This window comes from Lentzea waywayandensis, from assembly GCF_900115955.1.
Lineage (GTDB): Bacteria > Actinomycetota > Actinomycetes > Mycobacteriales > Pseudonocardiaceae > Lentzea > Lentzea waywayandensis.
Genome location: NZ_FOYL01000001.1, coordinates 593,211 through 618,421 on the forward strand (window position 1 = coordinate 593,211; position 25,211 = coordinate 618,421).

Sequence of the window (25,211 nt, forward strand, 5' to 3'; positions counted from 1 at the left end):
ACGGTGTCGAGAAACGTCGACTAAACGCCGAAACCCGTCCATTTCAGCCGACGGCCATAAGTGCGCGCCAGTTGAGACGAGCGCCAAACGAGACGGATTGCGCAATCGATTGACCGGGTAGTCCCCTTGGGGCAACATCATTGCACTGGACCGCAGTGGTCGGGATATGGTGATGCCCAGTGGGGGAAATGTCTGGCGCAGCACGACTGGAGGAATCCGTGGACCCGGCACTGGACGCCTTGCGCGACCGGCTGGCGGAGATCGTCGCGTCACCGCCGGACAACACCGAGGAGCTCGTGGACACGCTGAGCGGTCTCGCGAAGCTCTCGAACCAGTGGTCAGAGGCGATCCAGGCGCTGCGCGCGCCCACCCGCAGACTGGTCGGCCCGGCCGCCGCGGCCTCCGTGAGCGTCGCCGCCCGGCGCGCCGAGGAGTCGTTCATCGAGCTGGAGATCACGCTCGGTGACGCGCTGGCGGCCCAGCCCCGCGCGATCCGGCAGCCCTGACCGGTCTTTCCGCTCTCAGGAGCAGCCGAGGTCACTGACGGTTCCCACCCCCTCACCGAGACACACCCGATCGGAGGGTTTCCGCTCCTCGTCTCCCTGGCGGATGATGCGGCCGATCGGGGTTTCAGGGCGGGAGGGGGTGCTCGTGGTGCACACGGTGCGCAACCGGACCCCCGCGGCGGGTCACCCTCCGTGAGGGGGCATGATCGCGTATCCGACGCCCACGGCTCACCAGGCGCGCGATGACCGAGCGTGGTCTAATCGCCGCCACGTGAGGATCGGCCGTACACAGTTTGGACTCGATCTCGAATGACCTCAGGTCTGCCCTGCCCCATCTGCGAGGGGCCGGATCGACGTGGCAGCCTCGAGCGCTCCCTGCGGGTGCTCGCCGTTGACGACGAGGCGCCCGCGCTGGAAGACCTCACGTACCTGTTGCGCTCCGATCCGCGCATCGCTCACGTGGAAGCGGTCACCGACGCCACCAAGGCGCTCCGGGTGCTGCACCGCGCGATGGACGCCGGGCAGCCGTTGGACGCGGTGTTCCTCGACATCCGCATGCCCGGGCTGGACGGTCTCGACCTCGCCAGGGTGCTGTCGCGGTTCGCGCAGCCGCCGCCCGTCGTGTTCGTGACGGCGCACCAGCAGCCCGCGGTGGAGGCGTTCGAGCTCAAGGCGCTCGACTACCTGCTCAAGCCCGTGCGCGCGGAACGGCTCGCCGAGTCCGTGCACCGCATCGTGCACGAGGTCTGGGACTCGAAGACCGCTGCCGAACCCACTGCCCCGGCGCCCGCGCAGCCCGCGAACTCCACGCCACCGGAGATGGGTGACGAGGTCATCCCCGTCGAGCTCGGTGGCGTCACCCGCTTCATCCGCCTCGCCGACATCCGGTACGTGGAGGCGCACGGCGACTACGCCCGCCTGCACACCGCGACCGGCAGCGGCCTCGTGCGCGCGGCGTTGAACGGTCTCGAGGAACGCTGGCGCAGCGCGGGGTTCGTCCGCATCCACCGCAGCCATCTGGTGTCGCTCGGCCACATCGACGAGCTGCGGCTGGAGGACGGGCACCTGAGCGTCACGATCGGCGGCGCGGTGCTGCCGGTCAGCCGCCGGCACGCCCGTCACCTGCGGCAACTGCTCGTACGTCGCGCCCGGCCCACTCCCGTGCCGGGTACCGCCGGTGTCCTGCAACCGAGGAACGGGCTCGGGTCGTGACGACGCCGCCACCCCGGAGGCCGGACCCGAAGCCGACCCAGCGCGTGGTGGTGACGAGCCCGCGCACGCGGGCACCCCGTGCGCGCCGTCCGTACTCGGGCACGCGCGAGATCAACGAGCAGAGCGAGCTCGGCGCCGTCTACATGCGCACGCTGATCGGGGCGCAACGGCGGCTGGGCCTGTCGGTCTGCCTGGTGGCGTGCGGCGCGCTCGGCCTGCTGCCACTGCTGTTCGCGATCGAGCCGGAGTTCGGCAAGTTCCGGATCCTCGGGCTCGGCCTGCCGTGGTTCCTGCTGTGCGTGGCGACGTGCCCGATGCTGCTGCTGGCCGGCTGGTTCTACGTGCGGCAGGCCGAACGCAGTGAGCGCGAGTTCGCGGAGCTGGTCGAACGTCCATGACGAGTGGTTACGCCATCGTGGCGGTGCTGGTCGTCGCACTGGGCACGATCCTGGTCGGCACGTACGGACTGCGCGTCTCCCGCACCACGTCCGACTTCTACGTCGCCTCGCGCACGGTCTCCCCGTGGTGGAACGCCTCCGCGATCGGCGGCGAGTACCTCTCGGCGGCGTCGTTCGTCGGCATCGCCGGGCTGATCTTCGCCTACGGGCCGGACATGCTGTGGTTCCCGGTCGGCTACACCGCGGGCTACCTGGTGCTGCTGACCATGGTCGCCGCTCCCCTGCGGCGGTCCGGCGCCTACACGCTGCCGGACTTCGCCGAGGCCCGCTTCCGTTCCCGCGGCGTGCGCGCGGTCGCGTCGATCCTGGCGCTGGCGATCGGCTGGCTGTACCTGTTGCCGCAGCTGGAAGGCGCCGGCCTGACGCTGAACACGGTGACGGGCGCGCCGGACTGGTTGGGCGCGCTGGTGGTCACGGTGGTCGTGACGGCGAACGTGATGTCCGGCGGGATGCGGTCGATCACGTTCGTGCAGGCGTTCCAGTACTGGCTCAAGCTCACCGCGATCACCGTGCCGATCGTGTTCCTGATCGTCGTCTGGCAGGCGCACGGCGCCGACTCGCTGACCAAGCCCGAGTACCCGGCGTTCCGGCAGGACACCGAGGTCGCGTTCCAGCGCCCGACCACGATCCACGCCGAGAAGGCCCTCTTCATCAAGGGCACCGGCGAGGTCGACGGCGTGCGCATCGAGAACACCGGCATCGTGCTGACCGACGGCTACCACCGCATCGGGCAGGGCTCGGAGTTCACGTTCCCCAAGGACGCGCCGGTCCCGCATCTGTCCACAATGGCGCACAACACCAACGAGATGTGGTCGCTGCCGATGTCGAGCGGCCAGGACTTCCCGTTGTACGGGGCCTATTCGCTCATCATCGCGACGTTCCTGGGCACCATGGGCCTGCCGCACGTGATCGTGCGCTTCTACACCAACCCGAACGGGACCGCCGCGCGCCGCACGACGTTGATCGTGCTCGGCCTGCTGTCCGTCTTCTACCTGATGCCGCCGATGTACGGGGCGCTCGGCCGCCTCTACACCCCCGAACTGCTGATGACCGGCCAGACCGACGCCGTGGTGCTGGTGCTGCCGACGCGGATGATCGACGGCATCGGCGGCGAACTGCTCGGCGCCCTGGTGGCGGGCGGCGCTTTCGCGGCGTTCCTCTCCACCTCGTCGGGGCTGGTGGTATCGCTGGCGGGTGTGCTCTCGCAGGACGTGCTGCGCCTGGGCGGCGTGCGCGGCTTCCGGATCTCCACGGTGCTCGCGGGCCTCGTGCCGCTGGCGATGACGTTCGTGTCGACCGGCATGCCCGTGGCGGACATGGTCGGCCTCGCGTTCGCCGTCGCCGCGTCCTCGTTGTGCCCCTTGCTGATGCTGGGGATCTGGTCGAGTCGCATCACGACGGTCGGCGCCATCGCCGGCATGCTCGCGGGCGGCGTGCCCGCTCTGACCGCGGGCCTCGTCACGATGTTCGCCGACACCGGCGACGCCTGGTACGAGATCCTGCTCTCCCGCCCCGCCGCGTGGACGGTCCCGCTCGGCTTCACGGTCATGTACGTCGTCTCCCTGCTCACCCAACGGCACGTTCCGGCGGGGGTGCAGCGCACGATGGTCAAGCTCCACGCGCCCGAGAACCTCGGGCTGGACAGCTCAAGCTCCCACTCGGGCCCGGCCTCGGGCGACGAGCGAAGCCAGGGGTGATGTGAAATGCAGGACTTCCTCACCGCCGCCGCGATCCTGATCGTCGGCGGAGCGGCCGTCCTCGTCCTGTGGCGAGGCACGCGCAACAAGCAGTCGCTCTCGACCGAGGCCCAGCGCGTCACCTACGAAACCCTCCACACGGCCTGGTCCGCCGCTCCCCCGCTGCGCGCCGGGCTGGTCCCCGACGCGGCGAAGAAGTCCGCCCGGCACCTGCGCACGTTGCTGGACACCCCTGCTCTCGCCCTGACCGACGAGACGGAGGTCGTCGCCTGGGAAGGCGTCTCCGACCACCACGCGGCCGAGGCCATGGCCCAGGCCGAGGACGTCTTCCTGACCGGCCGCACCCAGGCGTTCGACATCGGCTGCACCGAACCGAACTGCCCGATCAACTGCGCGGTCGTGGCCCCGCTGACCGTCGAGGGCCGCGTCGTCGGCACCCTGGCCGCCTACTCCCGGGAAGCCTCCGCCGGACTCGTGCGCGCGACGAACCAGGTGGCCCGCTGGGCGGCAGGCCAGCTGGAGCTGGCCGAGCTGGACCGCTCCCGCACCCGCCTGGTGGAGGCCGAGGTGCGGGCCCTGCGCGCGCAGATCTCGCCGCACTTCATCTACAACTCGTTGTCCGCCATCGCCTCCTACGTCCGCACGAACCCGGAGCGCGCCCGGACCCTGCTCCTCGACTTCGCGGACTTCACCCGTTACTCGTTCCGCCGGCACGGTGACTTCACGACCCTGGCGGAGGAGCTGCGGTCGATCGACCAGTACCTGGCCCTGGAACGGGCGCGCTTCGGCGAACGCCTGAAGGTCACCCTGCAGGTGGCGCCCGAGGTGCTGCCGGTGACCGTGCCGTTCCTGTGCCTGCAGCCGCTGGTGGAGAACGCCGTCCGGCACGGCATGGAGGGCAAGGTCGAGCCGGGCCACATCCAGATCTACGCGAACGACGGCGGCGCCGAAGCCCACATCACCATCGAGGACGACGGCATCGGCATGGACCCCGAGAAGCTGCGCCGCACCCTGGCCGGGCAGGTGGACGAGTCGGCCGGCATCGGGCTCGGCAACATCGACGAACGCCTGCGGCGGGTCTACGGGGACGAGTACGGGCTGGTCGTCGAGACCGCGTGCGGGCTGGGCACGAAGATCACCGTGCGGGTGCCGAAGTACCAGGCGGGGATCAACGGCATGTGAGCCGCTCATCCTGCGATGAGCGGTCATCGGCACGATGAACGGTCGTTGACCGGCGAGGCGCACGAAAACGCCGGAGCCACCCTGTTCAGGGTGACTCCGGCGAAGCTCAGGACCAGCGGTCAGCTGGCGGCCTTCGCGGCACGGCGGTCCGCCGCGTCCAGCACCGCGCGAATCCAGTCGATCTCGTCGGTCCCGCACGCGCCCTCAGCCGCGGCGCGGCGAAGCCGGACCCACAGCCCCAGGTCGGTCCACTCCTGGAACCGGCGGTGCACGGTGGGAACGGTCACGCCGAACGAGGCCGGCAGGTGCCGCCAGGCGCATCCGGACGACAGCACGAACACGATCGCGGTGAACACCGAACGGCTGCACACGCGGCCGCGGCCGCCGCCCTGACGGCGGACCTTGGCCGGCGGGATGAGCGGTTCGACGACGGCCCAGAGGTTGGCCGACACGAGACGGGCGGAGAGCTGGTCGATGACGTCACCGCGGCCGGACTCCAGGCCGGACTCGGGCCAGGCGGACGTGCGCATCCACGAGTCGGGGCGCTGCGCGACGTCGGCGGGGCGCTGGTCCTGGCGGGCGGACTCGGCGCGCTGACGGGAGCGGAGCAGGGTGGCCAGGGCGGTGTCCTCGGCCGTGGTGCGGCGCTGGGGGACGGCGTAGGCCTGGTGCTGCTGGGCGTGGCGGGCGATCTCGGCGCCGACCGTGCGGCGGAACGACGGGTTCGCCGCGAGGCGCGGGTCCACCGGCTGGCCGTAGCGGGCCGGGACCTGGCTCACCGCCGCCTGGCGCGGCGGGATCTGGCCCGCGGGCGTCTGGCGTGGGGGGACTGGTCGCCCTGGCACCTGACGGGGCGGGACCTGGCGCGCGAGTCGCGGGTCCGGGGTGCGAGCGAACTGTGAGTCGGTCATGGGGTCCTCCGCCAGGACTTTTCCGTCAGGTGACAGCGCTCACAGTAGGAAGGCGGCCAGAAAACAGGTAAGTACGTAGGCCATAAAAGGCGATGAACGGGCGTGCGGCGGCGATACACGGCTTGCCCTGTTGAGACGAGTGGCGCACTGTCTGCGACGAACGGATAACCGGTCGTGGTACCGCTCTCACGATCGAGTGGCCCATCGAGAGGTAATGATCCGGTCGTTGACGCCACAGATAACGTTCGAACTGTGAAGCTCTTGGCCACCAGCGACCTGCACGTCTCCTACCAGGACAACCGTGATGTCGTGGAGACGATCGCCTCAGCGGACGAGACCGACTGGCTGATCATCGCCGGGGACATCGGCGAGAAGTTCGCCGACATCGAGTGGACGCTCGCCACCCTCCGGCCGAAGTTCGCGAAGCTGATCTGGTCGCCGGGCAACCACGAGCTCTGGACCACCAAGGACGACCCCAACCAGGCCCGCGGCGAGATGCGCTACAAGCAGCTCGTGGAGCTGTGCCGCGGGCTCGACGTCGTCACTCCGGAAGACCCGTACGTCACGTTCGACGGCGCCAAGGGTCCGGTCACCGTCTGTCCACTTTTCCTCGGCTACGACTACTCCTTTCGGCCCCATGGCGCCACGGACGTGAAGTCGGCCCTCGCCATCGCGCACGAGGCGGGAGTGGTCTGCACGGACGAGTACTTCCTGCACCCCGACCCGTACCCGTCCCGCGAGGCGTGGTGCCAGGCGCGCGTGCGGGAGACGGAGGAGCGGCTCGCGCAGATCCAGGGCCCGACCGTGCTGATCAACCACTACCCGCTCGTCCGCGACCCCACGTTCGTGCTGCGCTACCCCGAGTTCGCGCTCTGGTGCGGCACGACGCTGACCGCCGACTGGCACAAGCGGTTCAACGTGGTCGAGATGGTCTACGGCCACCTGCACATCCCCCGCACGACGCACTACGACGGCGTGCGCTTCGACGAGGTCTCGCTCGGCTACCCGCGCGAGTGGAAACCACGCGGCACCACCCAGGTGAAGCTGCACGACGTGCTTCGGGAGTCATGACAGTGCTGGAGCAGGTTCTGCCCCCGCCCATCGCGGCGGTGGAGCGGTACGACGACGAACAGCCGGCCGACCTCTTCCCCGAGGAGGAGGCACTGCTGGGCAACGCCGTGCCCAAGCGCCGGTTCGAGTTCGGCACGGTCCGCGCGTGCGCCCGCGAGGCGATGCGGCGACTCGACGTCGAGCCCGCCGCGATCCTGCCGGGCCCGAAGCGCGAACCGCTGTGGCCGGCCGGGATCGTCGGCAGCCTGACGCACTGCGCCGGGTACCGGGCCGCGGCGCTGGCCCGCGAGAGCGACTTCCAGACGATCGGCATCGACGCCGAACCGCACAAGCCCGCGCCGGACGGCGTGCTGGGCGCGATCGCGATCCCGGCCGAGCTGCGCCGGATGCCGGGACTGAAGGTCGACGACCCGAAGATCTGCTGGGACCGGCTGCTGTTCAGCGCCAAGGAGAGCACCTACAAGGCCTGGTATCCGGTCACCCGGCGCTGGCTCGGGTTCGAGGACGCGGACATCACGCTCAACGCCGACGGCACGTTCCACTCGCGCATCCTGCTGCCCGACACCCCGGTCGCCGGGTTCGACGGCCGCTGGCTGGTGCAGGGCGACCTCCTGCTCACCGTCATCGCCGTGCCCGCGCGCGGGTAAGTGGCCGTTCCGGGGGCCTGTCCCGTTGTTCCGGAACAAGACACACGAGTGTCGGATTGATCAACCATGGTGCACAGTGGTGGGGTGAACCCTCGACCGCCGGGAGGCCACCATGGGCGAGGACGTCGCGAAGCACGAGTTCACGCGCGAGGACCGCACGCGGTACCGCACCAAGGTGCGGCGTTGCCTCGACGTGTTCGCACGGATGCTGCGTGAAGCGCGCTTCGACTTCGAAAGGCCGATGACCGGCCTGGAGATCGAGATCAACCTCATCGACGAGAACTGCGATCCGGCGATGAAGAACCACGAGGCCCTGGACGTCATCGACGACCCGGACTTCGTGACCGAGCTGGGCCAGTGGAACATCGAGATCAACGTGGCCCCGCGCCGGCTCGCGGGCGGCGGCATCACGTCGTTCGAGGAGACCGTCCGCCGCAGCCTGAACTCCGCCGAGGAGAAGGCCCGCGCGGTCGGCGCGCACATGGTCATCAACGGCATCCTGCCGACCCTGCGCACCAAGGACATCTCCCCCGAGCTGCTCTCCGGCAACCCGCGCTACGCGTTGCTCAACGAGCAGGTGCTGGCCGCGCGGGGCGAGGACCTCCAGATCTCCATCGACGGCGTCGAGCGGCTGCACCTCACGGCCAGCTCGATCGTCCCCGAGGCCGCCTGCACGAGCACGCAGCTGCACCTCCAGGTGTCGCCGGAGCAGTTCCCCGCCTACTGGAACGCCGCCCAGGCCATCGCGGGCGTGCAGGTCGCGGTCGGCGCCAACTCGCCGTTCTTCCTCGGCAAGGAGCTGTGGCGCGAGACCCGCATCGCGCTGTTCCAGCAGGCCACCGACACCCGCGGCGACGAGCTCAAGGCCCAGGGCGTGCGGCCGCGCGTGTGGTTCGGCGAGCGGTGGATCAACTCGATCTTCGACCTGTTCGAGGAGAACGTCCGCTACTTCCCCGCGTTGCTGCCGATCTGCGACGACGAGGACCCGCTGGCCGTGCTCGACAAGGGCGACACGCCCACCCTGAGCGAGCTGAAGCTGCACAACGGCACCATCTACCGCTGGAACCGGCCCGTGTACGACGTGGTCCGCGACCGTCCGCACCTGCGCGTCGAGAACCGCGTCCTGCCGGCCGGGCCGACCGTCGTGGACACCCTGGCCAACGCCGCGCTGTACTTCGGTCTGGTGCGCGCCCTGGCCGAGGACGAACGTCCACTGTGGTCGCAGATGAGCTTCCAGGCGGCGGAGGAGAACTTCAACGCCGCCTCGCGCAACGGCATGGACGCGCAGATGTACTGGCCCGGCGTCGGCACCGTGCCGGTGGTCGAGCTGGTGCTGCGCCGGTTGTTGCCGCTCGCGCACGAGGGACTGATCCGGTGGGGCGTCGACTCGGCCGAGCGCGACCGTTTACTGGGCGTCATCGAGCAGCGGTGCCTGAGTGGCGTGAACGGGGCGACCTGGCAGGCCCGGGAGTTCCACCGGCACTACGACCACACGCACATGGACCGGTCGGACGCGCTGCGCACGATGCTCCGGACCTACGTGGACCTGATGCACGCCAACGAACCTGTGCACACCTGGCCGTTGACGTAGAAGAAGGGGGTGTAGCCGCAAGCGGCTACACCCCCTTCGTTCAGCTGGTTGGGAAGTTGTCAGGCGTACGGATGCGCTCGCGCACCCACACGCCCGCTTCCTTCAGCACACCGGTACCCGAGAAGTTCGTGCCGGAGCAGGTGCCCGTCTTGAACACCGCACCCGACAGACCGTCGTCGGAGTAGTTCCAGTTGGCCCACGAGATCTTCTTCTGGGCCATCAGGTCGATGTACTTCTGCGACGTCGTGAAGTCGTTCGAGCCGCCGCCGGACGCCGTCTGCGTGCCGAACTCGGTCACGAACACCGGAACAGCGCTGGAGACGCGGTTCAGGACGTCGATGTACGCCTGCTTGTGCGAGTTGGCGTAGAAGTGGAACGAGTACATGAAGTTGGTCGCGTTGACCTTGTTGTTCAGCACCACCGACGGGTCCTCGCCGTCGGAGTGGCCGAACGTCGACCAGCCGTTCGTGCCCGAGACGATGAGGCTGTCCGGGTCGATGTTGCGGATGACCGGGATCATCTGCTCGGCGTAGGACTTGACCCTCGCCCACGACGTGCCGTTGGGCTCGTTGGCGATGTCGTAGATGATGTTCGTCTTGTCCTTGTGCCGGTTGGCGATCTCCGTGAAGAACGTCTTGGCGCGGGACAGGTTGTAGTTCGGGTCACCGGGCGAGAGCTGGTGCCAGTCCACGAGGACGTAGATGCCGCGACGCGTGGCTTCCTCGATGTAGCCGTGCATCATGTCGGTGAACTTGCGGGGGTCGGTCTCGTAACCGTCCTCCTGGATGTACATGGCGACGCGGATGAAGTCCGCGTTCCAGTCGTTCACCAGCGCGTCCCACCACTGGGACTTCGCGCACTGGTGGTACCACTGGATGCCGTGCGTGCTCATGCCGCGCAGCTGGATCGGGTTGCCGTACTGGTTGCACAGCTGCACACCGCACACGCGCAGAAGGCCGTTGATGTCGTGCGGCCTGGTGCCGCCGGGCGTGCCCGGCTGCGTGCGCACCGAGATGGAGTTCGAGGCGCCGGACAGGTTGCCCGCCGCGTCGCGCGCCTGCACGGTGAAGGTGTACGCGGTGTCCGGCGTCAGGCCGGTCACGGTGTGCGTGGTGCCGGTCGCGGTCTGCCCGTTGGACAGGACGTACGCGGCGACGCCCACGTTGTCGGTGGACGCGTTCCACGCCAGCGACACCGAGGACGACGTGGTGCCCGTCGAGCGCAGGTTGCCCGGCACCGAGGGAGCCACGGTGTCCGGCGTGCCCGACTGGGCGTCGACGTCGATGCGGTCCAGGTTCGGGCCGCCGTTCGCCGTCGTCGCGACCGTCTTGATCGTGTTGGTACCCGCCGCGAGGGTGACTGTCGTGGACTTGGTCGTCCACGTGGTCCACGCGCCGGTGGCCGGGAACGACAGGTTCGACGCCACCACGGTGCCGTTGACCGAGATGTTCATCGGGCGGTTCGTCGTGGTGCCGTTGGCGAACCGGAACGTGAGTGCCGCCGGACCGGCGGTGCCCGCGTTCACCGTGAACTCGACGGAGCTGCCGACCTCGTTGTCGTAGTTGACGAAGCCCGAGCCGGTGAAGCCGGCGTGGTTGGACTCGACGAGGCCGTTGGAGATCGTCGCGCTCTCCGCCTGGTACTGGACCGGGGCGGCGACGGCGACGGCCGGAGCAACAGCGACTGCGAGAGCTGCTGGTACGACCAGGAACAGGGATCTGGCCACAGGGTGCCTCCTGTGTAAGGGGGACAGCAGGGCGCGGCGGCGATTTAGTTAAGAAGGTTTCCTATCAGTGGTGGCTTGAATCACAGCACTAGACCACTGCTCCTGTCAACAAATTCGGGCGACCGGAACAAGAGGGATGAGGCATCCTCAACCACCTGATGCGATCCAAAGTCACCGTGACCCCAGCGCAGCTCCCGGAGGTGCTGCTGCACGTCGCCGTCGTCCGGCCGGTCTTCCTGTGGGGAGCACCGGGTATCGGCAAGTCCTCACTCGTCCGCAAGTTCGCCGCCGAGCTGGGCCTGGAGTGCGTGACGCTGCTGGGCACGCAGCTCGCGCCGGAGGACCTCATCGGAGTTCCGGAACTGGTCGGTGGCCGTTCCCGGTTCGCCCCGCCGGAGTCCATCGCGCGGCACGACCCGTACTGCCTGTTCCTCGACGAGCTGAACGCGAGCTCCCCCGAGGTGCAGAAGGCGTTCTACTCGTTGATCCTCGACCGGCGCATCGGCTCCTACGAGCTGCCGAAGGGCTCGATCGTGATCGGCGCCGGCAACCGGGCGGTCGACAACGCCCTGGCGCGCCCGATGGCGTCCGCACTCGTGAACCGCATGATCCACGTGCACCTCACGGCGTCCGCTCGCGACTGGCTGACGTGGGCGCGTGAGAGTAACATCCACCCGTGGGTGCTGGAGTACCTGACGCAGCGCCCGGACCACCTGTGGAGCGCGGCGCCGAAGGTCGAGGAGTCGTTCTCCACGCCGCGCGGCTGGCACATGCTCTCCGACGCGCTGCACTCGTTCGGCGACGACATCTCCGACGACCTGCTGGAGGTGCTGGCGTTCGGCACGGTCACCGCGAACCACGCGTCGATGTTCAAGGCGTACGTGAAGACCGTGCGGCACGCGTACGGGCTGGAGGCCGTGCTGCGCGGTGACGCCTGCTGGCCGTCCGCTCCCCAGGACCGGGACCTGCTGTACTTCCTGGCCGAGGCGTTCCGCGCGCGGCTGGTGAAGGAGCTGCCGCACGACAAGGCGCACGCGCCGGCGGCGGGCAAGCAGCTGGCGCACCGGGGCAAGGCGCTGCTGCTGGAGCTGGCCGAGCTGTCGCTGGAGATCGCGCAGATGGTGATCGCGGCCGACGACGACGGCAATCCCGTGCTGCCCGCGTGGTTCCTCGTCGAGGTCACCCGCGACCTGCCCCGACTGGTGGCCGCACGCGCATGAGCAAGCGCGGGAAGGCTTTCGTCGACCAGGCCGCGCTGGACTTCGAGGCCGCACGCGCGCAGATCCGGCTGCATCCGCTGTTCGCGCCGTTGAGCAGCTACGAGAGCCGGAGCTCGGATCACCCGTGGGCGGACATTTCGCTGGACGGGTCGATGCGCGCGCATCCGACACGCAAGGCCGGTGAGGCCGAATGGGTGTGGGTGTTCGCGCATTGCCTGCTGCACCTGGGTTTCGGCACCGGCTCGTGCGACGAGGTGCTGGACTTCCAGCCCGCGATCCGGCTCGGCACCCGCCCGTTCTCGTGGGAGCCGGGCCGGTGCGTGCGCGGCGGACCGGCCAAGGACCCGAAGCGCTGGGCCGATCGGTTCGCCGCCGGACTGTCCAACGCCGCCGTGGCCGCGATCGACGTGGCGGGCGGCGCGCGGTCGTCGTTGTCCGACTCGCGGCCGGTGCGCAGCGAGTGGGACCTCGCGCTGAGCTGGTTCGTGTCGAACTACCCGCTGCTGGGCGCGCTGGCGTCGACCATGACGGTCGTGGCGGACGCGGAACTGGCGCGGGGCTGGGACATCTCGATCGCGGCGGTGTCCGCGGCCTCGGCCGAGATCTACGTGAACCCGTTGGCGGGATTGACGAAACCCGAATGGCGGTTCGTGCTCGCGCACGAGATGCTGCACGCCGCTCTCCGCCACTGCGACCGGGTCGGCGGGCGGGACCCGTACCTGTGGAACATCGCCGCCGACTTCGTGGTGAACGGCTGGCTGGTCGAGATGGGTGTCGGCTCCCCGCCTTCCGGGGTCCTGCACGACCCCGAGCTGCGCGGCCTCTCGGCGGAGTCCGTCTACGACCGGATCGCGGTGGACCTGCGGCGGTACCGCAAGCTGCTCACGTTGCGCGGCAACCATCAGGGTGATCTGCTCGGGGAACCTCTGCGCGGGCCTTCGGACGTGGCCGATCTGGACGAGTTCTACCGGCGGGCGTTGCTGACGGGGCTGAGCTATCACACGTCGTCGCGCGGACTCCTGCCCGCCGGACTGGTCGAGGAGATCCGGGCGCTGGAGCACCCGCCGCTGTCGTGGGACGCGCAGCTGGCGCGGTGGTTCGGGGAGTTCGTTCCGGCTGTGGAGAAGCGCCGCACCTACGCCCGCGCGTCGCGGCGGCAAGCGTCCACTCCGGACATTCCGCGGCCCGGCTGGGCGCGGCCGGAGTCGCTGGAGTCGCGGTCGACGTTCGGCGTCGTGCTCGACACGTCCGGCTCGATGGACCCCCGGTTGCTGGGCAAGGCTCTCGGCGCGATCGCTTCTTATGCCGCGGCACGTGACGTGCCCGCCGCACGCGTGGTTTTCTGTGATGCGATGGCATATGACGCTGGATATGTGCCCGTCGAGGACATCGCGGGCCGGGTGTCGGTGCGCGGGCGCGGCGGAACGGTGCTGCAGCCCGGCGTCGACCTGCTCGAACGCGCCTCCGACTTCCCCGAGGCCGGTCCGATCCTGATCATCACCGACGCCGGGTGCGACGTGCTGCGGATCCGGCGCGAGCACGCGTTCCTGATCCCGGCGGGCGCGCACCTGCCGTTCCGCGCTCGCGGCCCGGTCTTCCGGATGTCCTGATGGAGATCGCCTGCGACGAGTCGGGGTCCGAGGGCGAGAAGCTCGTCGGCGGGGTCACCGCGGTCTTCGCCCACGCCGGCGTGCTGCTCTCTCACGAGGAGGCGTCGGGGTGCGTCGAGACGCTGCGGGAGATGATCAAGTCGCCCGCGCTGGAGTACAAGGCGAACCACCTGCTGCGGCAGAAGAACCGTTGGGTGCTGCTGTGGTTCCTGGGGCCGGACGGCCCATTGGTGGGCAGGGCGCGCGTTCAGCTCGTGGACAAACGGCGGTACCTGGCCTCGCGGGTACGTGCTGAGTTCGGTGGTGTGACGGGGCCGCTGGAGCTGTACAACGACCTGCTGCGGGCCCGTGGCCCGCGCGGGAATCTCGACCCACTGTTCCCCGCCATCCTGCGCGCCGTGGCTCAGTGGCAGACTTCGGGGGGCGGGCCGGTGTCGATCGTGCACGACCAGCAGCTGTCGCTCACCGATGGACGGATCCGGCAGCTCAAGAAACTCGCGCCACGGCTGCAAAGCCTGACGCTGGTCGACTCGCAGTACGACGCCCGCGTGCAGGTTGCCGACTTCCTGGCCGGAATCGCGCGACGGGTCGCCGAGGAAGAACTCAACGGACGACCTGACCGCGAGGTGATCGAGTTGCTGATGCCCTTCGTAGTCGGACCTAGGATGTGGCATGCCTGACGCTATTTTCGCCGACCCGAGACTGGCTCGGCTCTACGACGCCTTCGACGGGCCGCGCGTGGACCTGAACCTGTACCTCGGCATCGCGGCCGAACTGGAGGCGGCGAGCGTGCTCGACGTCGGATGCGGGACGGGCAGCCTGGCGGTGATGCTGGCGTCGTCCGGCCGGACCGTCGTCGGGGTCGATCCGGCGCTGGCGTCGCTGGAGATCGCACGCGCCAAGGAGTCCAGGGTCACCTGGATCCACGGCGACGCGACCACGCTGCCCGCGTTGTCGGTCGACCTCGCGACGATGACCGGGAACGTGGCACAGGTGTTCCTCGGTGACGACTGGGAGGCCACGCTGCGCGGCGTGCGCCGGGCCTTGAAGCCCGGCGGGCACTTCGTGTTCGAGACGCGCCGCCCGGAGCACCGGGCCTGGGAGGACTGGTCGCGAGCGAAGCCGCGGGTGCTGGTCGGGGTGCGCGAGCAGCTCGAACTGCTCAACGTGAGCCTGCCGTTCGTGTCGTTCCGGCACACCTACCAGTTCCCGGACGGCTCGGTGATCTCCTCGGACTCGACGCTGCGGTTCCGGTCGCGTCCCGAGATCGAGCAGAGCCTGACGCGCTGCGGCTTCGAGGTCGTCGACGTGCGCGACGCACCCGACCGGCCAGGCCGCGAGCACGTGTTCGTGGCGCGCAGGGTCAACTGACCAGCGCGGGCTGCTTCCAGGCCCGCACCAGCCACGGCAGGACGCGCGGCAGCCGGTCGGCCACGATGTCGTGCAGCACCAGCACCATCCGGCCGGAGTGCGCGGGGCCGGCGTCGAGCCACACCACGTGCATCAGGACGCCGGTCTGAAGGTCGAGCCCCGCCTCCGCCTCCACGAGGGCGGCGGGGGTGGCGGCCACGGGGTCCGCGACCTCGTGATGCGCGAAGCCGGAACGACACAGCTCAGGATGCAGTTCCACCAGGGAATCCATGGCGGCGGCGAGACGTCCCACGCCCAGCCCTGCCCGAACCTGCACCGTAATGGCCCTCACGTTAGGAGAGCCTAACCTAGGCCCAGCCGGGGTTCCGCCCACTGAGTCCCAGGACACGGTCGAGCAGTGGCGCGTTCGAGTCGACCTCCACCGCGGCTCCGAAGAGCGAGCCGTCGCGGTCGTCCGGTCCGATCGACGACACGAAGCCGTGAACGACCTGGAGCAGGCCTTCCTCGACCTCGAACGGCTGCCCGGTCGCCTTGGCGAGATCCCAGCCGTGCAGCACGATCTCGTCCAGCGCCACGGCACCGGCGACCTGGCCGGGCAGGTCGACGCCACCGGCGCGGGTCATGCCGTCCCAGGCCTCGGGTGAACGCCAGGCCTTCGCCAGTTCCTCGAGCCTCGCCGGCACGGACTCGCGGAAGTCGAGCGGCAGCCGGGCCGCGTCACCGGAGCCCGAGCCTTCCAGCGGGGTCTTCGTCGCCGCCATCGTGAACGCCACCGACAGGCCGTTCACGTGGTCGAGCAGGTCGCCGACCGTGTAGGCGGGACACGGGGTCGGCGCCAACAGATCGCCGTCCGTCACGTTGCGCACCAGGCCCGCGAGCCGCTCGGCCGCGGGAGTCAGGTCGAACATCAGTAGCCGTCGCCTCCCCAGAACTGTTCCTCGAGCGTGTCGGCGGTACCGGCGAGAAGCTGGAGCGGATCGGTGAACTCGTGGATGTCGAGATCCTTGAGCGGCAACGAGTGCCGGACCACGACGTGCTCCCCCATGATCGCGAGGCCGCACGCGACGGTCGAGTTGCCCACCTCCGCCAGCACCGCGTGGAGGTCCACGTCCTTGGCCAGCCCGCACGGGGACGCGATCTGCACCCATTCGTGCATCTTGTCGAGCACTTCCCTGACGATGATCACGACCTGCGTCCGGTCGTCCTCGTCCTCCTCCACGTCCCCGAAGGTGAAGAGGATCCTCAGCTCCTCGTCCTCGTCGTGGATGACGTCGTACTCGGCGCGGACGTAGTCCGCGAGGTCTCCCCAACTCGCCATGGCGCAACCCTACTTGCCGCGATGGCCCACAGCCCGACAACCAGAACAGCCGCCACCTCGGCAGCGAGCAAGATCCTCTCTATGTAGCCCAACGGGAACACGCGCCACCACCGAACGTCGGACGCCATGCCCATCACAATGGCGTAGAGGATCGGCATGAATGCGACAACACTCAACAAACCGGACGCCATGGTCCATTTTGCATGTTTGCCCCACACGTGGTCCCGCAGCCACGGCCGCGCCAGCAGGATGACGGCGATCGGCAGGCTGACGAACGCGATCATGCTGCCGAACCGGTGAATGCTGCCGCTGAGCTCGTTGGTGCCCATGGCCCAGTTCGTCTTGGGGAACGCCACCACGAGGAACAATCCCGTCGACCACAGGATCAGCGAGATCGCGCCTCCCGAGCGCCACTTCGTCAGTCCTTTGTGGACCAGAACGGCGAGGATGGCGAGCGAGCCCACGGCCAGCGACACCACGGCGATGTCGAAGACCGTCCGGTAGTCGCCCAGCGCGTACTCGCTGATCGTGCGGCGCAGCGGGCCGACGGTCAGGTCGAGCAGGCCGACCATGGCCACCGTCGCGACGACGGCGAGTGAACCGCCGGTGGCGGCTAGTCGAGGTATCAGCACATAACGGACAACGCCTGTCCTGGACCGCTGGGTTCCTGGGTTCAGGAACCCGACAGCTCGCACCCAGGGTTTCAACAGGATTCAGCTCAGGACGCTGCCGCAGGTGATGTTGACCTGCGATCCGGTGATGGTGCGCCCCCAGTCCGAGGCCGCGAACACGGCCGCCCTGCCGACGTCCTCCAGCGTCGCCGCCCGGCCGAGCAGCGTGTCGCCGACGATGTCCTCCTCGATCGGCGCCCGATGCTCCAGCGGCACCGACTCGGGGATGCCGCCGGTCTGCAGCGTCACCACCCGGACGCCGTGCGGCCCGAGCTCGGCCGCGAGCTGACGGCGCATCGACTCGACCGCGTCGAACGCCGCGAGCAGGCCGCCGAGCTGCCACTTCCGGTGCGCCGACGGCTCACCGGTGCCGCCGAAGAACAGGATGACGCCACCGCCCTGCCAGGTCATGTGCCGCGCCGCCGCCCGCGCCGTGAGGAACTTCGACCGGACCGCCGACACGACCGGACTGAGGTAGTCCTCGACGCTCATCTCGACCATCGGCGTGCCCTGGACGTCGTTGTCGGTGGTGACGTTGACGGAGATGTCGATCCGTTCGAGCGTGGCGGCGTGCCGGTCCACGGCCTCCTCGTCCAGCGCGTCGACCACGGCGTAGCGGGCTTGGAGCTCGTCGGCCTTCGCCTTGAGCGTCGCCTCGGTGCGGCCGGCCAGGTGCACGTCGGCACCGGCGTTTTTGAACGCCGCCGCGATCGCGCCGCCCACGTTGCCCGCGCCGCCGTAGATGACTGCGGTCTTCCCGTCGAGGTTCATCGGTTCGCCGGTCATGGCGTCGAGGCTAGCTCCGCAGGGCGACGCTCGCCTCTTCCGCGACGGCCTCGGCCACGGCGTTCAGCGCCGGCGAGTCGAGCTTCCACTGCTGCCAGTACAGCGGCACGGAGATGGTGCGGCCCGGCGCGAGGTCGACCAGGCCGTCCTGAAGCTGTTGCGGCGGAACCATTCCCCAGCCGAGTCCCGCCACGATCGTCCGCACGTACACCTCGGACGACGGCACGTAGTGACGGTGCTCCGAGGCGCCGCGGCCGCGGGTGAGCGTGCGCACGAACCGGTCCTGCAAGTCGTCGTTGCGGTCGAACACGACCACGGGCGCGTCCGGCAGCCACGACTTCAGCGGGCCGTCCTCATGCCTGTCCACGTACGGCTGCGATGCCATTGCCGCGTAACGGATCTCCCCCAGCTTGGTCACCGAGCACCCCGCGACCGGCTCACGCGAGGACGTCACCGCCGCCATCACCAGTCCCTGCCGCAGCAACGCCGTCGTGTGGTCCTGGTCCTCGCGGTGCAGGTCGAACGAGATCCGCAGCGACGGCGAAACCCGTTGCAAAGCGGGCAGGAACCACGTGGCGAGCGAGTCGGCGTTCACCGCGATCGGCACCCGCACGACGGCGTCCTCGCCCAGCGCCGCGTCGAGGTCCTGGTCCAGCGCGAGCAGTTGCCGACCGTAGCGGACGATCACCTCACCGGACGGCGTCAGCCGCACCGGGCGCGCCCGCACCAGCAACACGCGGCCGGTCCGCTGTTCCAGGGCTTTGATGCGTTGCGAGACAGCGGAAGGCGTGACGTGCAGTGCGGCGGCGGCCGCGTCGAACGTGCCCGCGTCCACGACGGCGAGCAGCGTGCGCACCAGCTCCAGATCCATCACAGCTGCTAATGATACGTAAGAATCTGTAGCTGGCCTCATCAAGACGGCGTCAATAGCGTGGACCGCGTGACAGACCTGCTGCTCGGCTTCGGCACCATGATGACCCTGATCGTCGCGATCGGCGCACAGAACGCTTTCGTGCTGCGCCAAGGACTTCGACGACACGCGGTCGCCAAGGTCGTCGCCGTCTGCGCCCTCTCGGACGCGATCCTGGTCGCGGTGGGCGTCGCCGGGTTCGGGGCGATCGTGAAGAGGTTCCCGGCGGCGATCACGATCGCGGCGATCGCGGGCGGCCTTTTCCTGCTGGGCTACGGTTTCCTGGCAGCACGCCGGGCTTTCCACCCGTCAGCGCTTCAGGCGAGCGAAGGCACGAACACCCGTCCCGTCCTGACCGCGCTGGCGCTGACGTGGCTCAACCCGCACGTCTACCTCGACACGCTCCTGCTGCTCGGCTCGATCGCGGCCAGCCGCTGGCTGTTCGGCGTCGGCGCGGTCACCGCGAGCATCACGTGGTTCGTCGCGCTCGGGTACGGCGCACGGCTGCTGGGCCCGTTGTTCGCGAAGCCCCGCGCGTGGCGGGTGCTGGACGGCCTGATCGCGGCCGTGATGATCACCCTCGGGGTGACCCTGATCGCCGGGTGGTGATCAGCACGGGCAGAGCGTGGCTATGCTCCGAAGGGTGTCTGACTACCTTCAGGTCACGACGGTCGCCGATAGTCAGGAAGTCGCCGTGCGCCTCGCGCGATCCGCTGTCGCGGCGCGACTTGCGGCCAGCGCTCAGGTGCTCGGCCCCGCCACCTCGATCTACTGGCATCTCGGCGAGCTCGGAACCGGGCAGGAGTGGCAGGTGGTCTTGAAGACCACGGCTGCTCGCTTCCCGGCGCTACGCGACCATCTGCTCTCCGAGCATCCGTGGGAGAACCCGGAGCTCACCGCAGTGGAGATCGTCGGAGCAACCGACGCCTACTTCGGATGGTTGAAACGAACGGTTGAACCGGCGGACTAGCCCTGTCAGAACCCGAGCCGCACGGCCTTCGGGAGCCCGGCCCGGCCAGCCACCGGCCACGCCAGCGGATCCGGCCCCAGCTTCACCAACTCGGCGACCTGCAGCCGGGACCAAGGCGACACCGCGCGCGTCCCGTCCAGCACACCGGACGCGTAGTCCGCCCACGCCACCCGTTCGGTCGAGTCGACCTCGTCCGGGTTCGGCACCGGCTCGTCGTCGGACAGCACGCGGAACACCGGGCACATCTCGTTCTCGACGACGCCGTCCATCTCGGCGCGGTAGCGGAAGGCCGGCAACAACAGCTCGGGGTCGGGGGTCTTCATGCCGAGCTCGTCCCGCAGGCGGCGCAGCACGGCCTGCGCCATGTCCTCTTCCGGCAAGGGATGGCCGCAGCAGGTGTTGGTCCACAGGCCCGGGAAGGTCTTCTTGTGCAGGGCGCGGCGGGTGAGGATCGTGTTGCCCGCCGAGTCGAAGACGTAGCTGGAGAACGCCAGGTGCAGCGGGGTGTCCGCGTGGTGCACCGCTGCCTTGTCCTCGACGCCGATGGCCGAACCGTCCTCGGCCAGGAGGACCACCTGTTCCACAGTCACGGGCACCACGTAATCACACGCGGGCCAAGATCGGGAACCACGCGGACGAGTGAGCTTGAGCGTAGAGATAGCCGGACCATAGGTGGCGCAGGTCACCCTGGGGGCATGACTTCCCCGTTCGCTCAGGCTCACACCATGTTCCTGGTGCTGGTCAGCCCGGCGGGCCAGTACTCGATCTGGCCCGCGGTGCTCCAGGTACCCGCAGGGTGGCAGGTCGTCCACGGAGTCGCCTGCCGCCAGTCCTGCGAGGACTACGTCCAGACGCTCCGCAACGACCTTCCGCTGGCTGCCTAGCAGGTCAGCCGCGCGTCACCCCACACAGCGTTGTCGAGGCTCGTGCCGTCGCCGCCGTCGGTCACCCGCAGCGTCAACGCCTTCACCCCACCTACGTCAACGCTGATGGGCAGCGCCGGGTCCACGGACCGGCGTAGCGGGCTCGCGTGCAGCACGCGGCCGTCGCCCAGCACTTCGAACGTCACCGTGCCGCCGACGCCGGCCGCGCGGTCCACTCGGCCGTCGACCTCGTCGTCCACGCCCACGGTCGCGTCGAACCGGGAGCACGTCCCGAGTTCGACCGTCCTGTCCGCGGGTGTGGTGCCGATGCCCTTGCCGAACCGCACGCCGCCGGTGGTCAACGTCCTGCCCTCGACGGAACGGTCGTTGCCGGCGACGTAGATCTGGCCGGACGGCAACGGTTTCCACACGTGGGCGCGCGTCGCCTTCTCGGCCTCGGCACCGGCGAACCGCGCCACCAAAGGCACCTCTGTCAGTCCCACAACAGGGTTCGCGCCGACCGTCACGGTCCACCGGCCGTGCACCGACGCCCCCGGCGCGACCCGCGACACCCTCACCGCCGGGGAAACGTCCCAGCCGGACGGCACGCGCGGCGCGAACGTCACGCCGTGCAGCGACCGGTCCGAGGTGTTGGTGAACGTGCCGCTCATCTCGAACGCCTGTCCCGGCTGCACGGACACCTCCGAGGGCGAGACAGCGACAGAGGTCGACGGAACGCCACCGGTAGGCCGGGCACAGGTACCACGCGCAGGACGGCAGACCAGCGCGACGAAGCCGCCGTCCCGAGCCACCGGAATGGTCAGCTTTTCCGAAGTGACATGGGTTTCCTTGACCAGACCGGCAGCACCGTCGCGCACGACCTCGACCAGCCAACGCCCGGCGCCCAAAGCAGGCAGGTCCAGCACACGGGCCTCCCCCGCCACGGCCCCGCCGACGAACCACCGGTCACCCGAACGCCGCGCCATCACCACGCTTTCGGTGGGACGCCCGGACAGCAGCCGGGTCTCGTCCCACGCCGCCGGCGCCTGCTCCAGGAACCAGCGCGCCAACGGGCGGGCGTCGTAGGAGTCCGGGCGCCCGGCGAGGTTCTGGACGCCCGACTCGTACAGCACCGACAACGCCAGTTCGCCGCCGTCGGTGTTGGCACGGGCCCGGTGGAAGCCGCCGGGCGTGTAGTCCATGCCGCCCACCACGTTGCGGGTGAACGGCAATGCGGTCAGGTGGCCCGTGGTGAGGCCGCTGGACTTCTCGGCACCGTGCACGGCCTCGGTCGTCATGACGTGCGGCCAGGTGCGGTGGACGCCGTGCGGCAGCGTGGCGCCGTGGAAGTTGACCAGGAAGTGCATTCGGGCGGTCTCGGGCAGGATCTCGTCGTACCAGCGGTAGCGCTCCTGGCCGTCGGAGTCCATGAAGTCGATCTTCAGGCCGCGCACTCCCCAGCGGTGCAGCCACGGCAGGTAGTCCGCGCGCTTCTCGGCGGTGTCGACGCTGCTGAACCGCACCCAGGTGTGGATGCCGACGCCCCGCGCCGAGGCATACCGCACGAGCTCGGGGATGAAGCTGGTCTGCCGCCAGTTCGGGTCGTCGTACCAGCCCGCGTCGACCACGACGTACGGCCAGCCGCGCGCGGCCGCGTAGTCCACGAACTCCTTCTGCCGCACCAGGTCCTGCTGCACGGAACGGCCACCGGCGAGCCAGGACCACACCGCGGGACCGGGCTTGATCCACGACGTGTCGCGCACCCGCGAGGCCGGCGCCAGGTCGTCCACCAGCGTCGACTCGACCACGGTGGCCAGCGAGCCGACGATCATCGTGCGCCACGGCGTCTTCAGAGCGCCGGACACCGAGACCGAAGGGTCCCACAGCTTGACCTGGTACCGGCCGCCACCGACGTGCACGAGGCGCCCGCCGGAGTAGCGTCCGTCCACATCGGACTCGGTGATCAACGCGTACGAACCGCCGACCTCGAACAGCGCCGGGTGCATGTACTCGGCCTGCTCGGCGGAGCCTGCGGTGGTCTGGAGGAACGGGTTCTCGTAGTCACGCCGGTACTTCGCGAGCCACGCCACCGAATCGGCGGGCAGCACGAAGGCAGAGGCCTCACCGGTCACCGCACCATAACTCCGCGGCAGCTCGTACCGATACGCGACGCCATCAGGAGATTCGCGCACCACAAGGCCAAGCTCGCCGGCAGCGGACGTGAACCGGTAGGTGGTCTCGGTGGCGCGCACGACCCGGTCCCGCTTCTTGCCGGACGTCGTGCGGTAGTGCTCGAAGATCGCCCGGCGTGACTTGCCGGACAACGAAAGGCCGGCGGACAGGTCGGCGCGCTCGGTCATGATCCCGACCGGCGACGGCCGCACGACGGTCCTGCCTCGATGCGTCACCGCGAGGGTGACGGCACCACCGGAGACTTCGACAACAGCCCGCGGGCCCTCAACACCCGCCTGTGCGGGTGGTACGACCAGCCCCAACGCCAGCGCGACGACAGCAAGCGTTCTCACCGCCACGGACACTCCCCTCGTGATCCGGGGCGGCGGTCACCGGAAGAACATCCCTCGACCCGGACGCTATGCCGGGCATTTCATCCGAGTCAAGGGATGTAACAACCATGACAACTATTGACTGGCGGTGATCAGAGCAGGGTGATGTGCCCGTGCGAAGAGGCCGCACCGTGCTCGTTGTTGCCCGCGTACGAGGCCGTGAAGCCCTGCAGCAGGGTGGACAGGCCGACCAGCAGCGACACCTGAGCGTCGCAGGTGGCCTTGCCGGACGAGTTGGTCGTCGCGGTGCAGAGCGGGTTGCCCTTCACCGTGCGGAAGACGACCTGCTGACCGGCGATCGGCACCCCGGTGTGCTTGTCGGTCAGCGTCGCGTCGAGCGAGCGGACCGTGAACCCGAGGAGCCGCAGCTGGAGCTGAGCGGATCCGGACACGAGCTTCGACGCGGCGGGCGGCACGAAGTTGATCGCGATGCCCACCGGGCGCTGGCCCACGGCGATGGTGCCGGTGACCGTGTTGGACGCCGTGTCGATGATCGACACCGTGTTGCTGTCGAAGTTCGTGACGTAGGCGCTCGCGCCGTCCGGCGTGAGGGCCACGCTGATCGGGCGGTCGCCGACGAAGATCTTCTGCAGTTCGGTCATCGTCGTGAGGTCCACAACGGACACCGAGTCGAACTCGCTGTTCGTCACGTACGCGCGGGTTCCGTTGGGCGTCAACGCGATGCCGTGCGGCGTGAAGCCGACGGACGCGGTGCCGACGACGGTGCGCGAGGCCACGTCGATGGCGGAGACGCTGTCCGAACCCTTGTTGACCACGTACATGCGCGTGCCGTCCGCCGACGCCGCGATGGCGGTCGCCGCGTTGCCGACGGCGATCGTGGCGACGACGGTGTTGGCCGTCGTGTCGATGACCGAGACCTTGCCCGGCCCCGGAAGATCGTGCGTGACGTAGACGGCCGAACCGTCCTTCGTGACGACGACACCGTCGGCGTTGGAGCCGACCGTGACGGTCGCGGTGACCGTCAGCGTGGCCGTGTCGACCACGGACACCGTGCCGTCCAGATAGTTGGTGACGTAGACGAAGCCGCCACCGGGGGCGACCGCGACGCCCGCCGGGTGGGTCCCGACGGGAATGGACTTGTCGACCGTGTTGGTCGGCGTGTCGATGACTGTCAGCGTGTTCTGCACGGAGTTCGTCACGTAGCCGCGAGTCCCGTCGAACGCGACCGCTGCCATGTAAGGCGAGTTTCCGTTGCTGTCAGCGATCGTCGTGGACACCGCGTTCGTGGCCGTGTCGATCACCGACACCCCGCCGCCGTTGTTGGCGACGTATCCGAGCACCCGGCCGGCGGGAGCCGCCGAGGCCGGGGTCACCACCAGTGCCGTGGTGACGGCAGCCGCCATCACCAATGGACGCAACCGCATGTTCAATGCCTCCTGGCGCGAGTCATCCCGACCCTTCAGGACATCGCGACCGGATGAGCGGACGTTAGCCTCTTCTCGAACCAGTGATCGGAGTATTCGGCTGCGTTGTACGGAGCAATCTCCACGAACCCGTGTTTGGCGTACAGGCTCCTCGCCTCCACGAGATCTTTGCGGGTGTCCAGGCGCAACGTCGTGATGCCGCGCTTGATCGCCTCGGCCTCCATCGCGACGAGCAACGCCGACGCCGCGCCCTGCCCGCGGAACGGCACGCGCACGAACATCCGCGTCAGCTCACCGACACCGTTGTCGAGGAAGCGCATGCCCAGACAGCCGACATCGTTGCCATCGCGCGACACCACGATGAACACCGGCACGTCGTGGTCCTGCTCGTCGCGTTCGTAGGCGTCGATCTCGGCGTCGTTCGTCGGGCGTCCCCAGTAGCGGCTGATCATCTCCGCGTTGTACTCGCGGTTGAGCGGCGAACGCGCGGCGTCGGCGACCGTCACGGTCCAGTTGGTCATGCCACCATCATCGAAAGCCCG

General features: G+C 69.2%; 27 protein-coding genes. 15 read left to right on the forward strand and 12 right to left on the reverse strand.

The window, feature by feature from the left end; translation table 11 throughout:
* The first annotated feature begins 218 nt into the window (after nt 1-218).
* The 5 genes from BM417_RS02785 to BM417_RS02805 all read left to right on the forward strand — a co-directional run bounded on the left by BM417_RS02785 (nt 219) and on the right by BM417_RS02805 (nt 5,055).
* Nucleotides 219-506, forward strand: a complete 288-nt coding sequence (locus tag BM417_RS02785) for a hypothetical protein (RefSeq protein ID WP_093588124.1) — start codon at nt 219-221, stop codon at nt 504-506.
* Between the two features lie 309 nt (nt 507-815).
* Nucleotides 816-1,718, forward strand: a complete 903-nt coding sequence (locus tag BM417_RS02790; protein WP_218164299.1) for a LytR/AlgR family response regulator transcription factor — start codon at nt 816-818, stop codon at nt 1,716-1,718.
* Nucleotides 1,715-2,116 (forward strand): hypothetical protein, encoded by a 402-nt coding sequence (locus BM417_RS02795; RefSeq protein ID WP_093588125.1) that lies wholly within the window; start codon nt 1,715-1,717, stop codon nt 2,114-2,116. Before BM417_RS02790 ends, BM417_RS02795 begins: the two co-directional genes overlap by 4 nt.
* Nucleotides 2,113-3,873: a sodium/solute symporter gene (locus BM417_RS02800; RefSeq protein ID WP_093588126.1), complete on the forward strand. Its 1,761-nt coding sequence runs from the start codon at nt 2,113-2,115 to the stop codon at nt 3,871-3,873. The genes BM417_RS02795 and BM417_RS02800 overlap by 4 nt, the downstream gene beginning before the upstream one ends.
* 6 nt (nt 3,874-3,879) lie before the next feature.
* On the forward strand, nt 3,880-5,055 hold the full coding sequence (locus BM417_RS02805; protein WP_093588127.1) for a sensor histidine kinase: 1,176 nt from the start codon (nt 3,880-3,882) through the stop codon (nt 5,053-5,055).
* A gap of 119 nt (nt 5,056-5,174) precedes the next feature.
* Here BM417_RS02805 and BM417_RS50185 read toward each other — a convergent pair whose 3' ends face one another.
* Nucleotides 5,175-5,966, reverse strand: a complete 792-nt coding sequence (locus tag BM417_RS50185; RefSeq protein WP_143138470.1) for a transposase — start codon at nt 5,964-5,966, stop codon at nt 5,175-5,177.
* Nucleotides 5,967-6,218: 252 nt separating this feature from the next.
* Here BM417_RS50185 and BM417_RS02815 point away from each other — a divergent pair, with 252 nt between their 5' ends.
* From BM417_RS02815 to BM417_RS02825, 3 genes are all read left to right on the forward strand, one after another.
* Nucleotides 6,219-7,037: a metallophosphoesterase family protein gene (locus BM417_RS02815; RefSeq protein WP_218164300.1), complete on the forward strand. Its 819-nt coding sequence runs from the start codon at nt 6,219-6,221 to the stop codon at nt 7,035-7,037.
* Nucleotides 7,034-7,684, forward strand: coding sequence for a 4'-phosphopantetheinyl transferase family protein (locus BM417_RS02820; RefSeq protein WP_245821635.1), 651 nt, complete (start codon nt 7,034-7,036; stop codon nt 7,682-7,684). Before BM417_RS02815 ends, BM417_RS02820 begins: the two co-directional genes overlap by 4 nt.
* 112 nt (nt 7,685-7,796) lie before the next feature.
* Nucleotides 7,797-9,275 carry a glutamate--cysteine ligase family protein gene (locus BM417_RS02825; RefSeq protein ID WP_093588131.1) on the forward strand — a complete coding sequence of 493 codons (1,479 nt, stop codon included), beginning with the start codon at nt 7,797-7,799 and terminating at the stop codon, nt 9,273-9,275.
* 40 nt (nt 9,276-9,315) lie between these two features.
* Here BM417_RS02825 and BM417_RS02830 read toward each other — a convergent pair whose 3' ends face one another.
* Complete coding sequence (locus BM417_RS02830) at nt 9,316-11,001, reverse strand: cellulase family glycosylhydrolase (RefSeq protein WP_093588132.1); 1,686 nt, start codon at nt 10,999-11,001, stop codon at nt 9,316-9,318.
* 158 nt (nt 11,002-11,159) lie between these two features.
* Here BM417_RS02830 and BM417_RS02835 point away from each other — a divergent pair, with 158 nt between their 5' ends.
* Genes BM417_RS02835 through BM417_RS02850 form a run of 4 tightly spaced genes read left to right on the forward strand, consistent with a single transcriptional unit; the run spans nt 11,160 to nt 15,202 of the window.
* On the forward strand, nt 11,160-12,221 hold the full coding sequence (locus BM417_RS02835; protein WP_177320245.1) for an ATP-binding protein: 1,062 nt from the start codon (nt 11,160-11,162) through the stop codon (nt 12,219-12,221).
* Nucleotides 12,218-13,831 (forward strand): vWA domain-containing protein, encoded by a 1,614-nt coding sequence (locus tag BM417_RS02840; protein WP_093588133.1) that lies wholly within the window; start codon nt 12,218-12,220, stop codon nt 13,829-13,831. Before BM417_RS02835 ends, BM417_RS02840 begins: the two co-directional genes overlap by 4 nt.
* Nucleotides 13,831-14,511, forward strand: a complete 681-nt coding sequence (locus tag BM417_RS02845) for a DUF3800 domain-containing protein (protein ID WP_093588134.1) — start codon at nt 13,831-13,833, stop codon at nt 14,509-14,511. Before BM417_RS02840 ends, BM417_RS02845 begins: the two co-directional genes overlap by 1 nt.
* Nucleotides 14,504-15,202: a class I SAM-dependent methyltransferase gene (locus BM417_RS02850; RefSeq protein ID WP_093588135.1), complete on the forward strand. Its 699-nt coding sequence runs from the start codon at nt 14,504-14,506 to the stop codon at nt 15,200-15,202. The genes BM417_RS02845 and BM417_RS02850 overlap by 8 nt, the downstream gene beginning before the upstream one ends.
* Here BM417_RS02850 and BM417_RS02855 read toward each other — a convergent pair.
* The 6 genes from BM417_RS02855 to BM417_RS02880 all read right to left on the reverse strand — a co-directional run bounded on the left by BM417_RS02855 (nt 15,195) and on the right by BM417_RS02880 (nt 18,848).
* A complete protein-coding gene (locus tag BM417_RS02855; RefSeq protein ID WP_143138471.1) occupies nt 15,195-15,533 on the reverse strand; it encodes a condensation domain-containing protein in 339 nt (112 codons plus the stop codon). The two genes, BM417_RS02850 and BM417_RS02855, sit on opposite strands and share 8 nt — an antisense overlap.
* A 16-nt stretch (nt 15,534-15,549) precedes the next feature.
* The gene (locus tag BM417_RS02860; RefSeq protein ID WP_093588137.1) at nt 15,550-16,110 is read right to left on the reverse strand and encodes a TIGR03086 family metal-binding protein; all 561 of its coding nucleotides are present in this window, start codon (nt 16,108-16,110) and stop codon (nt 15,550-15,552) included.
* Nucleotides 16,110-16,520 carry a type III secretion system chaperone family protein gene (locus BM417_RS02865; protein ID WP_093588138.1) on the reverse strand — a complete coding sequence of 137 codons (411 nt, stop codon included), beginning with the start codon at nt 16,518-16,520 and terminating at the stop codon, nt 16,110-16,112. The genes BM417_RS02860 and BM417_RS02865 overlap by 1 nt, the downstream gene beginning before the upstream one ends.
* Entirely contained in the window at nt 16,445-17,152 is a 708-nt protein-coding gene (locus BM417_RS02870) for a DUF998 domain-containing protein (RefSeq protein WP_245821636.1), read from the reverse strand. Before BM417_RS02870 ends, BM417_RS02865 begins: the two co-directional genes overlap by 76 nt.
* Before the next feature lie 81 nt (nt 17,153-17,233).
* A complete protein-coding gene (locus BM417_RS02875; protein ID WP_456085495.1) occupies nt 17,234-17,977 on the reverse strand; it encodes an SDR family NAD(P)-dependent oxidoreductase in 744 nt (247 codons plus the stop codon).
* 10 nt (nt 17,978-17,987) lie between these two features.
* A complete protein-coding gene (locus BM417_RS02880) occupies nt 17,988-18,848 on the reverse strand; it encodes a LysR family transcriptional regulator ArgP (RefSeq protein ID WP_093588562.1) in 861 nt (286 codons plus the stop codon).
* A gap of 99 nt (nt 18,849-18,947) precedes the next feature.
* Between BM417_RS02880 and BM417_RS02885 the strand changes: the two genes are divergently transcribed.
* Nucleotides 18,948-19,496 carry a LysE/ArgO family amino acid transporter gene (locus BM417_RS02885; RefSeq protein ID WP_093588563.1) on the forward strand — a complete coding sequence of 183 codons (549 nt, stop codon included), beginning with the start codon at nt 18,948-18,950 and terminating at the stop codon, nt 19,494-19,496.
* Between the two features lie 34 nt (nt 19,497-19,530).
* Entirely contained in the window at nt 19,531-19,857 is a 327-nt protein-coding gene (gene cutA, locus BM417_RS02890) for a divalent-cation tolerance protein CutA (protein ID WP_218164301.1), read from the forward strand.
* A 5-nt stretch (nt 19,858-19,862) separates the two neighbouring features.
* On the opposite strand, the gene idi is transcribed toward cutA, so the two are convergent.
* The gene (gene idi / locus BM417_RS02895) at nt 19,863-20,441 is read right to left on the reverse strand and encodes an isopentenyl-diphosphate Delta-isomerase (protein WP_093588564.1); all 579 of its coding nucleotides are present in this window, start codon (nt 20,439-20,441) and stop codon (nt 19,863-19,865) included.
* Between the two features lie 111 nt (nt 20,442-20,552).
* Here idi and BM417_RS02900 point away from each other — a divergent pair, with 111 nt between their 5' ends.
* Complete coding sequence (locus tag BM417_RS02900) at nt 20,553-20,741, forward strand: MbtH family protein (protein ID WP_093588140.1); 189 nt, start codon at nt 20,553-20,555, stop codon at nt 20,739-20,741.
* Here the strand turns inward: BM417_RS02900 and BM417_RS02905 are convergent.
* The 3 genes from BM417_RS02905 to BM417_RS02915 form a co-directional block, all read right to left on the reverse strand.
* Complete coding sequence (locus BM417_RS02905) at nt 20,738-23,251, reverse strand: glycoside hydrolase family 97 catalytic domain-containing protein (protein ID WP_218164302.1); 2,514 nt, start codon at nt 23,249-23,251, stop codon at nt 20,738-20,740. The two genes, BM417_RS02900 and BM417_RS02905, sit on opposite strands and share 4 nt — an antisense overlap.
* Nucleotides 23,252-23,376: 125 nt before the next feature.
* Nucleotides 23,377-24,669, reverse strand: coding sequence for a YVTN family beta-propeller repeat protein (locus BM417_RS02910; RefSeq protein WP_093588142.1), 1,293 nt, complete (start codon nt 24,667-24,669; stop codon nt 23,377-23,379).
* A gap of 35 nt (nt 24,670-24,704) precedes the next feature.
* A complete protein-coding gene (locus BM417_RS02915; RefSeq protein WP_177320246.1) occupies nt 24,705-25,190 on the reverse strand; it encodes a GNAT family N-acetyltransferase in 486 nt (161 codons plus the stop codon).
* Nucleotides 25,191-25,211: the final 21 nt, after the last annotated feature.

Excerpts from the sequence above, each read along its gene's own strand:
- BM417_RS02790 (WP_218164299.1), top strand. The coding sequence starts at position 816 with ATGACCTCAGGTCTGCCCTGCCCCATCTGCGAGGGGCCGGATCGACGT.
- BM417_RS02800 (WP_093588126.1), top strand. The coding sequence starts at position 2,113 with ATGACGAGTGGTTACGCCATCGTGGCGGTGCTGGTCGTCGCACTGGGC.
- BM417_RS02805 (WP_093588127.1), top strand. The coding sequence starts at position 3,880 with ATGCAGGACTTCCTCACCGCCGCCGCGATCCTGATCGTCGGCGGAGCG.
- BM417_RS50185 (WP_143138470.1), bottom strand. The coding sequence starts at position 5,966 with ATGACCGACTCACAGTTCGCTCGCACCCCGGACCCGCGACTCGCGCGC.
- BM417_RS02820 (WP_245821635.1), top strand. The coding sequence starts at position 7,034 with ATGACAGTGCTGGAGCAGGTTCTGCCCCCGCCCATCGCGGCGGTGGAG.
- BM417_RS02825 (WP_093588131.1), top strand. The coding sequence starts at position 7,797 with ATGGGCGAGGACGTCGCGAAGCACGAGTTCACGCGCGAGGACCGCACG.
- BM417_RS02835 (WP_177320245.1), top strand. The coding sequence starts at position 11,160 with ATGCGATCCAAAGTCACCGTGACCCCAGCGCAGCTCCCGGAGGTGCTG.
- BM417_RS02840 (WP_093588133.1), top strand. The coding sequence starts at position 12,218 with ATGAGCAAGCGCGGGAAGGCTTTCGTCGACCAGGCCGCGCTGGACTTC.
- BM417_RS02845 (WP_093588134.1), top strand. The coding sequence starts at position 13,831 with ATGGAGATCGCCTGCGACGAGTCGGGGTCCGAGGGCGAGAAGCTCGTC.
- BM417_RS02850 (WP_093588135.1), top strand. The coding sequence starts at position 14,504 with ATGCCTGACGCTATTTTCGCCGACCCGAGACTGGCTCGGCTCTACGAC.
- BM417_RS02860 (WP_093588137.1), bottom strand. The coding sequence starts at position 16,110 with ATGTTCGACCTGACTCCCGCGGCCGAGCGGCTCGCGGGCCTGGTGCGC.
- BM417_RS02865 (WP_093588138.1), bottom strand. The coding sequence starts at position 16,520 with ATGGCGAGTTGGGGAGACCTCGCGGACTACGTCCGCGCCGAGTACGAC.
- BM417_RS02875 (WP_456085495.1), bottom strand. The coding sequence starts at position 17,977 with ATGACCGGCGAACCGATGAACCTCGACGGGAAGACCGCAGTCATCTAC.
- BM417_RS02880 (WP_093588562.1), bottom strand. The coding sequence starts at position 18,848 with ATGGATCTGGAGCTGGTGCGCACGCTGCTCGCCGTCGTGGACGCGGGC.
- BM417_RS02885 (WP_093588563.1), top strand. The coding sequence starts at position 18,948 with ATGATGACCCTGATCGTCGCGATCGGCGCACAGAACGCTTTCGTGCTG.
- BM417_RS02900 (WP_093588140.1), top strand. The coding sequence starts at position 20,553 with ATGACTTCCCCGTTCGCTCAGGCTCACACCATGTTCCTGGTGCTGGTC.
- BM417_RS02910 (WP_093588142.1), bottom strand. The coding sequence starts at position 24,669 with ATGCGGTTGCGTCCATTGGTGATGGCGGCTGCCGTCACCACGGCACTG.
- BM417_RS02915 (WP_177320246.1), bottom strand. The coding sequence starts at position 25,190 with ATGACCAACTGGACCGTGACGGTCGCCGACGCCGCGCGTTCGCCGCTC.